This window comes from Pseudomonas sp. NFACC25 (genome assembly GCF_900100935.1).
Lineage (GTDB): Bacteria > Pseudomonadota > Gammaproteobacteria > Pseudomonadales > Pseudomonadaceae > Aquipseudomonas > Aquipseudomonas marginalis.
In genome coordinates this window covers 13,177-26,487 of the sequence record NZ_FMUC01000016.1, presented here as the reverse complement: position 1 = coordinate 26,487, position 13,311 = coordinate 13,177, and the positions used below count along the sequence as shown (strand labels likewise).

12 protein-coding genes and 2 pseudogenes are annotated in these 13,311 nt (G+C 62.4%); 8 read left to right on the top strand and 6 right to left on the bottom strand.

What is annotated here, in order from left to right:
* Positions 1–30: 30 nt before the first annotated feature.
* Positions 31–621, bottom strand: a complete 591-nt coding sequence (locus BLQ09_RS26395) for an amino acid synthesis family protein (RefSeq protein WP_065939735.1) — start codon at positions 619–621, stop codon at positions 31–33.
* A gap of 185 nt (positions 622–806) precedes the next feature.
* Between BLQ09_RS26395 and ltnD the strand changes: the two genes are divergently transcribed.
* The 5 genes from ltnD (at position 807) to otnI (ending at position 6,083) form a co-directional block, all read left to right on the top strand.
* Positions 807–1,781 (top strand): L-threonate dehydrogenase, encoded by a 975-nt coding sequence (gene ltnD / locus BLQ09_RS26390; protein ID WP_371914552.1) that lies wholly within the window; start codon positions 807–809, stop codon positions 1,779–1,781.
* A gap of 10 nt (positions 1,782–1,791) precedes the next feature.
* The gene (otnK, locus tag BLQ09_RS26385) at positions 1,792–3,084 is read left to right on the top strand and encodes a 3-oxo-tetronate kinase (protein ID WP_092359092.1); all 1,293 of its coding nucleotides are present in this window, start codon (positions 1,792–1,794) and stop codon (positions 3,082–3,084) included.
* The gene (locus tag BLQ09_RS26380; RefSeq protein ID WP_092359090.1) at positions 3,081–3,725 is read left to right on the top strand and encodes a 3-oxo-tetronate 4-phosphate decarboxylase; all 645 of its coding nucleotides are present in this window, start codon (positions 3,081–3,083) and stop codon (positions 3,723–3,725) included. The genes otnK and BLQ09_RS26380 overlap by 4 nt, the downstream gene beginning before the upstream one ends.
* 96 nt (positions 3,726–3,821) lie before the next feature.
* The gene (locus BLQ09_RS26375) at positions 3,822–5,282 is read left to right on the top strand and encodes a GntT/GntP/DsdX family permease (protein ID WP_092359088.1); all 1,461 of its coding nucleotides are present in this window, start codon (positions 3,822–3,824) and stop codon (positions 5,280–5,282) included.
* 15 nt (positions 5,283–5,297) lie between these two features.
* A complete protein-coding gene (gene otnI, locus BLQ09_RS26370) occupies positions 5,298–6,083 on the top strand; it encodes a 2-oxo-tetronate isomerase (RefSeq protein WP_092359086.1) in 786 nt (261 codons plus the stop codon).
* Positions 6,084–6,400: 317 nt separating this feature from the next.
* On the opposite strand, the gene BLQ09_RS26365 is transcribed toward otnI, so the two are convergent.
* The 4 genes and pseudogenes from BLQ09_RS26365 to BLQ09_RS26355 all read right to left on the bottom strand — a co-directional run bounded on the left by BLQ09_RS26365 (position 6,401) and on the right by BLQ09_RS26355 (position 10,292).
* Complete coding sequence (locus tag BLQ09_RS26365) at positions 6,401–7,222, bottom strand: DeoR/GlpR family DNA-binding transcription regulator (RefSeq protein ID WP_092359084.1); 822 nt, start codon at positions 7,220–7,222, stop codon at positions 6,401–6,403.
* Positions 7,223–7,313: 91 nt separating this feature from the next.
* A pseudogene (locus BLQ09_RS32040) lies at positions 7,314–7,850 on the bottom strand (methyl-accepting chemotaxis protein); the annotation flags it as partial.
* 327 nt (positions 7,851–8,177) lie between these two features.
* Positions 8,178–9,101: pseudogene (locus BLQ09_RS32035) on the bottom strand (cache domain-containing protein); the annotation flags it as partial.
* A gap of 300 nt (positions 9,102–9,401) precedes the next feature.
* Positions 9,402–10,292, bottom strand: a complete 891-nt coding sequence (locus BLQ09_RS26355; RefSeq protein WP_027603608.1) for a bestrophin family protein — start codon at positions 10,290–10,292, stop codon at positions 9,402–9,404.
* A gap of 249 nt (positions 10,293–10,541) precedes the next feature.
* Here BLQ09_RS26355 and BLQ09_RS26350 point away from each other — a divergent pair, with 249 nt between their 5' ends.
* From BLQ09_RS26350 to BLQ09_RS26340, 3 genes are read left to right on the top strand one after another with little or no spacing between them, the layout of a single operon-like run.
* Entirely contained in the window at positions 10,542–11,432 is an 891-nt protein-coding gene (locus BLQ09_RS26350) for a hypothetical protein (RefSeq protein ID WP_223841678.1), read from the top strand.
* The gene (locus tag BLQ09_RS26345; protein ID WP_027603610.1) at positions 11,417–12,463 is read left to right on the top strand and encodes a GGDEF domain-containing protein; all 1,047 of its coding nucleotides are present in this window, start codon (positions 11,417–11,419) and stop codon (positions 12,461–12,463) included. Before BLQ09_RS26350 ends, BLQ09_RS26345 begins: the two co-directional genes overlap by 16 nt.
* Positions 12,460–12,918 carry a metallophosphoesterase family protein gene (locus tag BLQ09_RS26340; protein ID WP_092359080.1) on the top strand — a complete coding sequence of 153 codons (459 nt, stop codon included), beginning with the start codon at positions 12,460–12,462 and terminating at the stop codon, positions 12,916–12,918. The genes BLQ09_RS26345 and BLQ09_RS26340 overlap by 4 nt, the downstream gene beginning before the upstream one ends.
* 8 nt (positions 12,919–12,926) lie before the next feature.
* On the opposite strand, the gene BLQ09_RS26335 is transcribed toward BLQ09_RS26340, so the two are convergent.
* Positions 12,927–13,238, bottom strand: a complete 312-nt coding sequence (locus BLQ09_RS26335) for an ArsR/SmtB family transcription factor (protein ID WP_027603612.1) — start codon at positions 13,236–13,238, stop codon at positions 12,927–12,929.
* Positions 13,239–13,311: the final 73 nt, after the last annotated feature.

Below are 13,311 nucleotides of genomic sequence, written 5' to 3'. Positions count from 1 at the left end.
CTGCATGCTTTTTGTTTTGGCCGGTCTTGCTTACTGGGCTTTTTCAGCGGCCAGCTCTTCCAGGTCGATATAGCGGTTGCCGATACGAGGGTGCAGGCGGCCGCCATCGGCGCAGCCCAATACCACGACGATTTCATCGGCGCGCGGCGAATCCTCGATGTGCATTTCCAGGGTGATGTAGTGCGAACGCAGGCCTTCGTCGTCCTTGTGCATCATCGGGATCTGGATCGAGGTGCCCGGCCCGCCGCGCTTGTTGGTGAAGCTCAGGTAGCTCTTGGCCTTGACCGCTTCACGGTAGTGATTGCCGAAGCGCAGGGTATGGATGATCGCGCTCGCGTGTTCGATCTCGCCATCGGCCCCGACCACGGCAGCCTTGCCATACGCCTCGATGTTTTCGGCGCCGCCAATGATGCCCACCAGGCGCTCGACCATCAGCGCGCCGAGGTCGGAGCAATTGGCCCGGATCTCTGGCTTCAAGTCTTCGACGAAGCCACGACCCAGCCATGGGTTCTTCAGCACCACGGCGAGGCCGACCATTTTCACCGGGGTGTCCGCGGCCTTGCCGCCTTCGATAAAGGTTTCTTCTACGTAGCTGACGATCTTGCGGATTTCGAAACTCATGAGCGGCTCCATCAGGTGTGGGGGAGTGGATTGCGTATGATGGTATACCATAATACGCAAAGCACAAGGGTCGCAAATGAGTTTGCGTGGGGGACGGCGATAAAGGGGGGGGTGAAACTCTTCTTGGGGTGATGTTAAAAAATGTTAGATTGAAAAAATACTTCACATAATCTGTTCATTGGTGGATGATCGATCCCAATTCCAACGCGGCTCGCCGGTGTGGTGTCAGCCGCCGTTTACCCCTGGAGTACCCCATGAATAATAAGAATGTCGGTGTGATCGGTCTGGGCGCGATGGGGCTGGGCATTGCCCGCTCGCTGTTGCGCGCAGGCTTTAATGTGCATGCCTGTGATGTGCGCGACGCGGTGACCCAGCAGTTCGCCAGCGAAGGCGGGGTGGCGTGCGCGTCACCGGCGCAGATGGCCGAGGCCTGTGATGTGATCATCACCGTGGTGGTCAACGCCGAGCAGACCGAGACCGTGCTGTTCGGTGAGGGCGGTGCCGTGGCGGCGCTGCGTCCCGCCAGCCTGGTGATCGGCTGTGCCACCGTGGCCCCGACCTACGCCGTGGACCTCGGCCGGCGCCTGGGCGAACACGGCCTGCTGTACCTGGATGCGCCGATTTCCGGCGGTGCGGCCAAGGCTGCCGCCGGTGAGATGACCATGATGACCTCCGGCCCGCAGGCCGCCTATGCCAAGGCCGATGCAGTGCTGGCGGGCATGGCCGGCAAGGCGTATCGCCTGGGCGACGTCCATGGCTTGGGCTCCAAGGTCAAGATCATCAACCAGTTGCTCGCCGGCGTGCATATCGCCGCCTCCGCCGAAGCCATGGCCCTGGGCCTGCGCGAAGGGGTGGACGCCGATGCCTTGTACGAGGTGATCACCCACAGCGCCGGCAATTCCTGGATGTTCGAAAACCGCGTGCCGCACATTCTCAAGGCCGACTACACGCCACTGTCGGCGGTGGATATTTTCGTCAAGGACCTCGGCCTGGTGCTGGATACCGCGCGTGCGAGCAAGTTTCCGCTGCCGTTGTCGGCCACTGCGCACCAGATGTTCATGCAGGCTTCCAGCGCCGGTTTTGGCCGCGAGGACGACTCGGCGGTGATCAAGATTTTCCCCGGCATCGACCTGCCGACCGCCAAGCCCGAGCCGGTGTAAGGAACGCTTTATGACTAATCACACCACGCGCCCGTTGCTGGGCTGCATCGCCGACGATTTCACCGGCGCCACCGACCTGGCCAACATGCTGGTGCGCGGCGGTATGCGCACGGTGCAGAGCATTGGCATCCCCAGCCGCGAAGTCGCGGACGGGCTGGATGCGGACGCCATCGTCATCGCCCTCAAGTCGCGTACCACGCCGGTCGCAGAGGCTGTCGAGGAATCCCTGGCCGCGCTGGACTGGCTGCGCGAGCAGGGCTGCGAACAGATTTTTTTCAAGTATTGCTCCACCTTTGACTCCACTGCCGCCGGCAATATCGGCCAGGTCAGCGAGGCCTTGCTCAAGGCGCTGGGCAGTGATTTTACCCTGGCCTGCCCGGCGTTCCCGGAAAACGGCCGGACGATTTTCCGTGGCCACCTGTTTGTGCAGGACCAGCTGCTCAATGAGTCGGGCATGCAACATCACCCGCTGACGCCCATGGGCGACGCGAATCTGGTGCGCGTGCTGCAGAGCCAGACGCAACTGCCGGTCGGGCTGCTGCGGTACGACAGCATCGCCGCGGGCGTCGAGGCGACCCGTAAAAAAATCGCCGAACTGCGCGAGCAAGGCGTGGGCATTGCCATCGCCGATGCGCTGTCCGATCAAGACCTCTACACCCTCGGCAGCGCCTGCGCCGACTTGCCTTTGCTCACGGGTGGCTCGGGCCTGGCCTTGGGTTTGCCAGGCAATTTCCGCCGTGCCGGTAAGCTGCGCGACTTCGATGCGGCGACGCTGCCGACTATCAGCGGTGGCGAGGTGGTGCTCGCCGGCAGTGCTTCGGTGGCGACCCTCGGCCAGGTTGCGGCCTGGTTAGAGGCGGGTCGCCCGGCGTTGCGCATTGATCCGTTGGCCCTGGCTGCCGGTGAGCCGGTGGTGGCGCAGGCCCTGGCGTTTGCCCGCGACAGTGCACACACCGTATTGATCTACGCCACCAGCACCCCGGCTGAGGTCAAGGCGGTGCAGCAACAGCTGGGTGTCGAACGCGCTGGCGCCCTGGTGGAGAACGCCTTGGGCGAGATCGCCTCGGGCTTGCGCGAGCAAGGCGTGCGGCGTTTCGTGATCGCCGGCGGCGAAACCTCTGGCGCGGTGGTCAAGGCCCTCGGCGTCAACCTATTGCAGATTGGTGCGCAGATCGACCCTGGTGTGCCGGCCACCGTCAGCAGTTCCGCCGAGCCCCTGGCACTGGCGCTCAAATCCGGCAACTTCGGTGGCCGTGAGTTCTTCGCCAAAGCCCTCGCGCAGTTGGCCGGAGGTGCCCAGTGACTGGCATCGACGAACAGGCCCTGCGCGAAGAAATCTGCGATGTCGGCCACAGCCTGTATCAACGTGGCTACACCGTCGGCAGCGCCGGCAATATCAGTGCGCGCCTCGACGATGGCTGGCTGATCACCCCCACCGATGCCTGCCTCGGGCGCCTCGTGCCAGGTGCTATTGCCAAGGTCAACCTGAAAGGCGAGTGGGTGTCCGGGGACAAACCTTCGAAGACCTTGGCCCTGCATCGCCAGGTGTATGACCGCAACCCCTCGGTGGGCGGTGTGGTGCACACCCACTCCACCCACCTGGTTGCGCTGACCCTGGCAGGCGTGTGGAGTGCGGAGGATATCTTGCCGCCGCTCACGCCTTACCAGGTGATGAAGGTCGGTCACATTCCCTTGATCGGCTATCAGCGTCCGGGTTCGCCCAACGTCGCCGAGCAAGTCGCGCAACTGGCCAACCGCGTGCGTGGGGTGATGCTTGAACGCCTCGGTCCGGTGGTCTGGGAAAGCTCGGTGGCCAAGGCCAGCTACGCGCTGGAAGAGTTGGAAGAAACCGCACGGCTGTGGTTGATGAGCAACCCTCGGCCGGCGCCGCTGGATCAGGCGGCACTGGATGAATTGCGCGAGACCTTCGGCGCGCACTGGTAACCCGCAAGACGACACGGCAAGTGCTGCCCGAGTGCCTGGTTTGACGCTCGACGGACCCGGCTTGCCTGAAAAACAATAACAACAGGACATTCTTGAATGAGCCCACTGATTTTGATGTTGACCGCTGGCGCGGGTATCGCGCTGCTGCTGTTTCTGGTCCTCAGGTACAAATTCCAGCCGTTTGTCGCGTTGATGCTGGTGAGTATCGTGGTGGCGCTGGTGGCCGGGGTGAAACCGGCTGACCTGGTGGCGACGATCGAGGGCGGCATGGGCAAGACCCTTGGCCATATCGCGATCATCATTGCCCTGGGCGCGATGATCGGGCGGATCATCGAGCTGTCCGGCGGTGCCGAGGCCCTGGCCAAGTCGCTGATCGAGCGCTTCGGCAACAGCCGTACGCCGCTGGCGCTGACCATCGCCGGGTTCATCATCGGCGTGCCGGTGTTCTTTGAAGTCGGGGTGATCATCCTGATGCCGTTGGCCTATGGCGTGGCACGCCGGGCGCGCAAGCCGCTGCTGGTGTTCGCCTTGCCGATGTGTGCGGCGCTGCTCACCGTGCATGCCTTCCTGCCGCCCCATCCAGGCGCCGTGGCCGCCGCCAGCCAACTGGGCGCCGACCTGGGCCGGGTGCTGATGTTCGGCCTGCCGATCACCGCGTTGCTGTGCTACATCGGTTACCGCGTGGCGGGGCGCATGACCCGACGCTTCTATCCGATGACCGACGATATCCGTGCCGAAGTCTATGGCCCTCACGTGACCAATGAAGACCTGCGGGCCTGGACCAACGGCAATCACCAGGCGGTGCAACAGAGCGCTGTGGCCGAGTCCCCTATGGGCCTGGAAGAGTCCACCAGCGCCATCGCCGCCAAGCTGCCGGCGGCGCCTGCGCCCGGTTTTGGCCTGATTGTCAGCCTGATCCTGCTGCCGATTGTGCTGATTTTGCTGGGCACCCTGGCCACGTCGCTGCTGCCGGTCGACTCGACCCTGCGTGGGGTGATGACCGTACTCGGCGCGCCGCTGGTGGCGCTGCTGATCGACACCTTGCTGTGTGCCTGGCTGCTCGGCTCGCGCCGTGGCTGGAGCCGCAGCCAGGTCTCTGACGTGATCGGCTCGGCGTTGCCGGGCGTGGCGATGGTGATCCTGATCGCCGGCGCCGGTGGTGTGTTCGGCAAGGTGCTGGTGGACACCGGCATCGGCGCGGTAGTCTCCGACATGCTGCGCACCACCGGCCTGCCGGTACTGGCCCTGGGCTTTTTGTTGACCATGCTGCTGCGCGCGGTGCAGGGTTCGACCACCGTGGCCCTGGTGACCACGGCGGGGATCATCAGCCCGCTGATCGTGACCCTCAACCTTACGCCCAACCACCTGGCGCTGCTGTGCCTGGCCATGGGCGGTGGCGGGCTGGCGATGTCGCATATCAACGACGCCGGCTACTGGATCTTCACCAAGCTCGCCGGGCTCAACGTGGCCGACGGTCTGCGCACGTGGACGGTGATCACCACCTTGCTCGGCACCTTGGGTTTCTTGATTACCCTGCTGATCTGGCCTTTTGTCTGACTCTTGGGAGCTTTTATGCCTCGTTTTGCTGCCAACCTGAGCATGCTGTACCCGCAACATGATTTTCTCGAGCGCTTCGCGGCGGCGAAGGCCGATGGTTTCGACGCGGTGGAATACCTGTTCCCCTACGACTACAGCGCCGAGGCACTCAAGCAACGCCTGAGTGACAACGGCCTGGTCCAGGCCCTGTTCAATGCACCACCGGGCGATTGGGCGGCGGGGGAGCGCGGCATCGCCACGCTGCCGGGGCGTGAGGCGGAGTTTCGCAGTGGCTTCGACCGCGCGTTGGAATACGCCGCCGTGCTCGGCAACGACCGCGTGCACGTCATGGCCGGCCTGCTGCCCTCGGAAAGCCTGCGCCAGCGCCACCAGGCCGTGTACCTGGAAAACCTCGCCTACGCCAGCGCGGCGGCGGCCAAGGTCGGCGTCACCGTGTTGCTGGAACCGATCAACACCCGCGACATGCCGGGGTTTTTCCTCAATCGCCAGGCCCAGGCCCAGGCCATCTGCCGGGAGGTCGGCGCGCGCAACCTCAAGGTGCAGTTCGACTGCTACCACTGCCAGATCGTCGAAGGCGACTTGGCCACCAAACTGCGCCGCGACTTCGATGGCATTGGCCATATCCAGATTGCCGGGGTACCGGACCGTCACGAGCCAGACCTGGGCGAGCTGAACTATGGGTTCCTGTTCGAACTGATGGACCAGTTGGGCTACGACGGCTGGATCGGCTGCGAATACCGGCCAAAGGCCGATACCTCGGCCGGCCTGCAGTGGTTGCGCGACTGGAAAGCGGCTCGGTAGTCGACGAGCCTCTGTGTTGGTTAGGTTCAAATGTGGGAGGGGCGGTGCGACGATTCGACTTGCCCCCGATAGCGGTGTGTCAGCCAACACAACTACCAACCATGCCGCCGCCATCGAAGCCTCGCTAAAGCTCGACATCTCCCACAGGGGACCAGCGGTGACCAACTTCCCACCTGCCAACCTCAATCAAATGTGGGAGGGGCGGTGCGACGATTCGACTTGCCCCCGATAGCTGTGTGTCAGCCAACACATCTGCCAACCCTGCCGCCGCTATCGAAGCCTAGCTAAAGCTCGACATCACCCACAAAGGAAGGGGATCAGGCCGGCAACGGATCACCCGGCAGCATCAATTCAATCCCGCGCTTGCGGATGCCATCTGCCGCTGCCGGGGCCAGGGCGTCGTCGCTGATGATCACGTCGAACGGTTCCAGCCCGGCGATGCGGTACATGCTGAAGGTGCCGTATTTGGAGCTGCTCGCCACCAACACCACCTGGGACGCCGATTGCATCGCCACTTGCTTGACCTCGACTTTCAGCGCCGAGGGGGTGGTGATGCCTCGGTGCAGATCCCAGGAGCTGGTGGAGACAAAGGCGATGTCCGTGACCACCTGGCGCAGGGTCGCCACGGCCAGCCCGCCGACGGAAGAATGGTTGTCATGGTCCAGTTGGCCGCCGGTGTGGATCACCGTGACCTGCGTCGCATCCATCAGGGCCTGCACGATCCCGAAGTCGTTGGTGACCACCGTCATCCCCGACAGCGCCTTGATATACGGGACGATCTCCAGGGTGCTGGTGCCGGCATCCAGGTACACCGTCATGTCCGCGTGCAGCAACCGTGCGGCCAGTCGTGCCATGGCCTGCTTTTGCGGCAACTCCACCACGGCTTTGGATTGATGGCTGGGTTCGCTGTGCATCTGGCTGGCGATCCTGACCCCACCGGTGACGGAGTACGCCCGGCCTTCCTGCTCCAGCAGGGCGATATCGCGGCGCACGGTCATGTGCGAGCAGTCGAACATCTCCATCAACTGGTGCACGCTCATCACCTGATGCTTGCGCAACTGTCGCAGGATCTGTTCGCGACGCTGCTCGGGAATCATCGGGGTGCTGCTGTCGGTGGCCGTGTCCTTCGGGTTGGGCATTAAGGCTCCGCAGTGGTTGGGTAAGAGGCGGGGAGTGCGTGGCTATAGTAGCCAATACACGCCCCCGCCGGCGACCCCGGTGTGACAGCGGTCAGAACTTGAACCGCCCCACCAACCCCTTGAGCTGACCGGAAATATCCGTCAACCGCCCCGATCCGGTCTGCGCCGAGTGGGCAAAGCCTTCGACCAGTTGCGCATCGGCATGGATCTGCGCGATGTGCCGGTTGATCTCTTCGGCCACCTGGTGCTGTTCTTCGGCCGCGGTGGCGATCTGGGTGTTCTGGTCGCGGATCGAGTCCACCGAGCCTTGGATCTTGTCGAAGCTGTCGCGGGCCTGCTGGATGCGTTCCACGCTGGTGTGGGACACCAGCAGGCTGCCCTGCATCTGCTGGGTGACTTCCTGGGTGCGGCGGGCGAGGTTGCCCAGCAGGCTGTCGATTTCACCGGTGGAGTCGGCTGTGCGGCGTGCCAGGGCGCGGACTTCGTCGGCGACCACGGCAAAACCGCGGCCCTGGTCACCGGCGCGCGCGGCTTCAATCGCGGCGTTGAGCGCCAGCAGGTTGGTCTGTTCGGCGATCGAGCGGATGGTGTCGAGGATGGTGTTGATGTTCTGGCTGTCCTGCTCCAGCAACTGCATGGTCTGGGTCGACTTTTGCAGGTCTTCGCTGAGCTTGAGCACGCTGCCGGTGGCTTCGCCGATGTGCTGCTGGCCATTGTGCACGTCGCGGTAGCCTTCGTCGGCACTCGCGGCGGCGGCGCTGCAGGAACGCGCGACTTCGTTGGCGGTGGCCACCATTTCGTTGAACGCGGTGCTTACCAGCTCCACGGCTTCACGTTGGCGGCCGGCGGCCTGGTTCATGTTGTTGGCGACTTCGCTGGTGTCGGCGGCGGCGGTTTGCAGGTCGGAAGAGGCGTTGCCGATGCGCTGCACCAGTTGCGCGATCATGCTCAGGAACTGGTTGAACCAGCCCGCCAGGCTGGCGGTTTCGTCCTTGCCTTGCACCTTGAGTTGGCGCGTCAGGTCGCCTTCGCCTTCGGCAATCTCCTGCAGGCCGTCGGCCACCCCGCGAATCGGGCGCACGATCATGCTCGCAAAACTGGCGCCGACAATCGCGAACACCACGGCCAGGGCGGCGGCAATCGCGGCGATCAACCACGTGAGGCTGGTGGCGCCGGCCATGACTTCATCGCGTTTGATCAGGCCGATAAAGCGCCAGCCCAGATCCTTGGAGCTGACCACGTTGGCCATGTAGGCCACGCCGTTGATGTCGACCTGGGTCACGCCGTCGCCGCGCTTGGCCAGTTCGGCGTAGTTGGGGCCCAGGTCGGCCATCGGCTTGAAGTTATGCTTGGCGTCGCTGGGGTCCACCAGCACGTTGCCGTTGGCTTCCACCAGCATCAGGTAGCCGCTGTCGCCCAGCTTGATGTTGCGCACCAGCTCGGTGAGCTGCTTGAGCGACACGTCCAGGCCGACCACGCCAAGGATATTGCCGGTGGCGTCGGCGACGGTGTGCACGGTGCCGATCAGCACCACGTCGTCCGGTGCCCAGTAATAGGCGCCGGTGCGCACGGTGGCGCCTGGGGCGGCGATGGCGGCCTTGTACCAGGGGCGTACGCGTGGGTCGTAGTTGTTCAGTTTGGTGTCGTCAGGCCAGCTGGCATAACCGCCGTCGGCGAGGCCCAAGGACAAGTAGGCGGTGCTCGGGTGGCTCTTGGCGAACTGATCGAAAATCGCCAGCAGGTCTTTGTTGGTCTGGGTCAGGGGGATTTGCGCGGCGTCGGCGCCGGCGTAGCTCTTGAGGTCCTTGGCCGCGACAACGCGCGGGTCCTTGGCGACGAAGTCGACGTTCTGGCTGATGCCATCGAAAAACTGCTTCATGCCGTTGTCGATCTGACGGATCTCGCGACCGCTGCTGTCGAGGAAATTGGCCAGGGCCCCCTCGCGCAAGTTCAGCACAACCATAACGGCCACCAGGATGACTGGCAGGCACGCGATAGCGGCAAACGCCCAGGTCAACTTTTGCTTGATATTCATGACTTCACCCGCGGGTATTTATATTTTTGGCAAGGAGAAAACAGTGGCGTCGAGCGTCGCATGTGTTGTTTTGAGGGGATGTGGCCCATGCGTACTCCCTTTGTATCGACTGCGGGAGCACGCACTTTAGGCCGAAGGGCGTGTTTATCCGATGCGCTCGCCACCCAGCGCATCACGCTGCATCGATTGCAGGTTTTTCTCGATGGTTTCGCAGATGGCTTCCATCTGGATCTGGTGTTCGCTGGAGCGGAACGGGCTTTGCAGGTCGGTGCCGATACGCTCGATGGCCAGCAGCATAAAGCCCACCACGGTGGATGCCAGCGGGGTGAACCAGCCCAGGGATTCCACCAGGCCCACGGGCACGATCAGGCAGAACAGCGAGATAAACAGGCGCGGGAAATACACGTAGGGGTAGGGCAGTGGCGTGTTGGCGATCCGCTCCATGCCGCCCTGGGCATTGGACAAATCCACCAGGGTCGATTCCAGCCGTGCCAGGCGAATGCTGTCCAGGTGCCCGGTCTTGTATTCCCTGGCCAGCAACGCCGCCGAGCCGGTGAGGATGTCATTGGCGAAATTATTGGTGGCGCCGTTGCGGGCGAATTCCTCGGCGGGGATAAAGGCGCGTACTTCATCAGGGCACGGCTCGCCCTTGAGGTGCGCAGCCAGGCAATTCACGTAGGCCACGTGGCGGCGCAGCAGGGTGGCCTTGACCGGGTTCACTTCGCCGTCGGGGTCGTCCAGCAGGGTCAATACCTGCCGCGCGAAGCTGCGTGAATTGTTGACCATCGCGCCCCACAGCGTGCGGGCCTCCCACCAGCGGTTATAGGCGCTGCTGTTACGAAAGCTGATGAGCACGATCAGTGCCGAGCCCAGCAGGGTGAGGGGCATCAGCGGCAAATTGATCTTGGCGGTGAGGAACAGCATGAAGTCCACGGTGACGGCGACGTCCCACAGCAACAGCCAGAACAGTGACCAGCCCACATAGCCCATGGTCTTGATGATCAGGCGGTACTTTTTGATGATGGCGGCTTTCAAACGACAACCTCGCGGCGAACGGTAGGCAACAGTGCCTTAGCTCGGACGCCGGCTTGCGGGGAAGGTTCGCCGCGGCGACTGAAACGGTTAACCCGCCTGGGTTTTTTGGAACAATTTTGGTAACGACGATGTCCCCTGAGCTAATCACGCTAGATTGCGCTCAAGGCAAAACGCCATTACCGGTGCTGCAATTGAGATCAGTGAATCCAAGTTGTTTGATCAGGGCTCTTTCTCATGTGCAGTGGTTCGTTGAAGCTGGCGATTGAACAGTCGGCGCGGGCGTTTGAGCGCCATATGGATTTTGACGGGTGTATTCGTACCCATTATTCGGCTCTGCTGGAGTGCTATTCAAAAAGACCGTTTTTCTACAAGACGGCGCTGAAATTCAGTCGCTTGATGGTGTCCTTTACGTTATTGAGCACGTATTTCACCAAGCCGGTCCCCTTGCTGTCCGAGGTGAAAGCGTTTTGTGTGGCGCGCGGGTTCTGTTCGCGAAACAGCCTGGAGTCGATCTTCCTGCTGTTCAGGGCACTGGGGTTCATGACGGTGTCGAGGCATCCGGACGACAGCCGTCTGCGGCTGTTCAGCCCATCGTCCCAAGCCTGCGCGGAGATCCGGCCGATGCTCACGTCCATGGTCGAGCCGCTGGGCGTGATGTGCCCCGAACCCGCGGTGTGCGCCTCAATGGCCGGGTTGGATGATCGCGCCTATCTGGCCCGGTATTTCAAAGGGTTTTCGGTGCTTCTCTGCCGTAACCTGAGCATTGACCTGTTGATACCGGATTGTTATTGGCTGGTAAAACGCGATGCCGGGCATATGTTGATGCTGGCGATCTATAACGATGCGTGTACGCGGGATAACCAGGGCGCAAGTTTCAGGTCATCGTCCTACCTTTCCATCGCTGAGCAACTTTCGGTGTCCAAGACCCACGTCATTCGTCTGGTGCAAGAGGGGGCCGAGCGGGGCTATTTCAAGATTCATTCCAAGACGCAACTTGAGGTCCTGCCACCTTTTGTCGTGCTGGTAAGACGGTTCATGGCCTATTCGTTTGCGATCTGCCTGCACAGTCTTCAACTGAGTCATGCCGATGACACACCGGCCACCCATGCACAGGGAGTGACGGGATGCCGGCAAATGTGAAACTCAGGCCTCGGATGCAGAGGCTGTTGTCGCCCGCCATCGCCCAGGCCGAGCTGATCGGGATTTTCGCCTGGCTGGCGGTGTTGCTGGTGGATCGTGGGGGGATGTTCGGCTGGCCGGTGGTGCTGGTCACGCTGGGGCTGTGCGTGGTGTATGGGGTTCACCGGGTGGTGACGCATTATGTGCTGTGGCGGGCGCTGGGCGGGTTCTACATGGTGCTGCTGTCCGCAGGTTTTGCCTATGTGGTGCACACCCGCCCCGCGTTGCAGGTGTTCGCCTTGCCGCTGGCCGTGACCTTGGTGATGAGCAGCGCAATCCTGTTTATCGTGGTCCAGGATTTTCTGGTCTGCGCCGCCCTGGTCTGGTTACTGACGTGGCCCAACATTCAGCTGAGCCTTTATGACGGGGTCGACACCTATGTGTTTATTTTTTGTGCGGCGTCGGTGTCGATCGGCTTTATCTTGAATGTCTACTACCTGAAAAACCTGCGCTCCGTGTTACTGGTCGAGAGTGAGTTTCGGGAATTGGCCGAGACGGATTACTTGACCTCCATCCTGAACCGGCGCGCCTTTATGGAGGGCTTCGCCAAACTGATTGCGGCCGGTGATACCGGTTACTTCATGATGTTGGATATCGACAGTTTCAAATTGAAGAATGACCAGTTCGGCCATGATGTCGGCGACCGGATTCTCTGCGCCATGGCCGCGTGCCTGAAATCCACCCCCGGCAGCCACAGTTTCGGCAGGATTGGCGGCGAGGAATTCGGCGTGCTGCTGCTGGTCGATGACCCCGATCTCGCCACCGATTACGCGCTGCGCCTGCTGCAAGCGATCCGCTGCAGTGTCGCGCCGCCCCATCACTACACCTGCAGTGCGGGCATGACACGCTTTACGACCGGGGCCGATATGTCGGCGGTCCTCAAGCGTGCCGACCGCAATCTCTACGCCTCCAAGGGCAACGGCAAGGACCGTGTATATCTGGATGGAGCGCCGGTGTTTCACCGTTCGATGTCCACCCCGGAGGCCCTATGAAAGTTGGCGTGATTTCCGACACCCACGGCCTGCTGCGCCCTGAGGCTGTCGCTGCCTTGCAGGGATGCGAGCAGATCATCCATGCCGGTGATATCGGTAGCCCTGAGATTCTTCAGCAATTGGCACAGATCGCGCCCCTGCACGTGGTGCGTGGCAACAATGACCAGGACGCGGCGTGGGCGGAGCAGGTGCCCGATCATCTGATGCTGGAGGTGGACGGATGGCGGACGCTGGTGGTGCATGATATCGCCGACGTACCCGCCTTACTCGACACGTCTACTCGGCTGGTGATCACCGGCCATTCGCACAAGCCCCTGATCGAATGGCGGGGCGCAACACTGTACGTAAACCCCGGCAGTGCAGGGCGGCGGCGCTTCAAGTTGCCGGTGACGTTGGCGGTGCTGGACGTGCGGGACATGACGATCGAGTCGCGGCTGATCGCGCTGCTGGACTGATCCGGCTTTTATCGTTGCGTCAGGATGCTCTGCAACAATCCCGGAAACCGTTCCTCAAGCACCTCGCCGCGCAATGAATTCATATGGGTAGTGCCCACGCTGCGGGTGTGGACCAGGCCGGCATCGCGCAGGACCCGGAAGTGGTGGGACATGCTGGACTTGGGGCGCCCGCCGTCCAGTTCGCCGCAGCTGGCCTCGGGCACGCCGGCCAGGCAGCGGACAATCTCCAGGCGCACCGGATCACTCAGCGCGTACAACAGGCGCTCGAGGGTCAGGTCTTCCGGGGTGGGGTGTTTAAAGGCTCGCATGAAACGAATCATAACAGGGGGCTATCATCGAATACCATAGTTCGATTACCATCGAACTATCGAATCATCCACTCGCTCCCGGAGT

Bases quoted from the DNA above. Each gene is read 5' to 3' on its own strand.
- BLQ09_RS26395 (WP_065939735.1), bottom strand. From the start codon at position 621: ATGAGTTTCGAAATCCGCAAGATCGTCAGCTACGTAGAAGAAACCTTT.
- ltnD (WP_371914552.1), top strand. From the start codon at position 807: ATGATCGATCCCAATTCCAACGCGGCTCGCCGGTGTGGTGTCAGCCGC.
- otnK (WP_092359092.1), top strand. From the start codon at position 1,792: ATGACTAATCACACCACGCGCCCGTTGCTGGGCTGCATCGCCGACGAT.
- BLQ09_RS26375 (WP_092359088.1), top strand. From the start codon at position 3,822: ATGAGCCCACTGATTTTGATGTTGACCGCTGGCGCGGGTATCGCGCTG.
- otnI (WP_092359086.1), top strand. From the start codon at position 5,298: ATGCCTCGTTTTGCTGCCAACCTGAGCATGCTGTACCCGCAACATGAT.
- BLQ09_RS26365 (WP_092359084.1), bottom strand. From the start codon at position 7,222: ATGCCCAACCCGAAGGACACGGCCACCGACAGCAGCACCCCGATGATT.
- BLQ09_RS26345 (WP_027603610.1), top strand. From the start codon at position 11,417: ATGCCGGCAAATGTGAAACTCAGGCCTCGGATGCAGAGGCTGTTGTCG.
- BLQ09_RS26340 (WP_092359080.1), top strand. From the start codon at position 12,460: ATGAAAGTTGGCGTGATTTCCGACACCCACGGCCTGCTGCGCCCTGAG.
- BLQ09_RS26335 (WP_027603612.1), bottom strand. From the start codon at position 13,238: ATGATTCGTTTCATGCGAGCCTTTAAACACCCCACCCCGGAAGACCTG.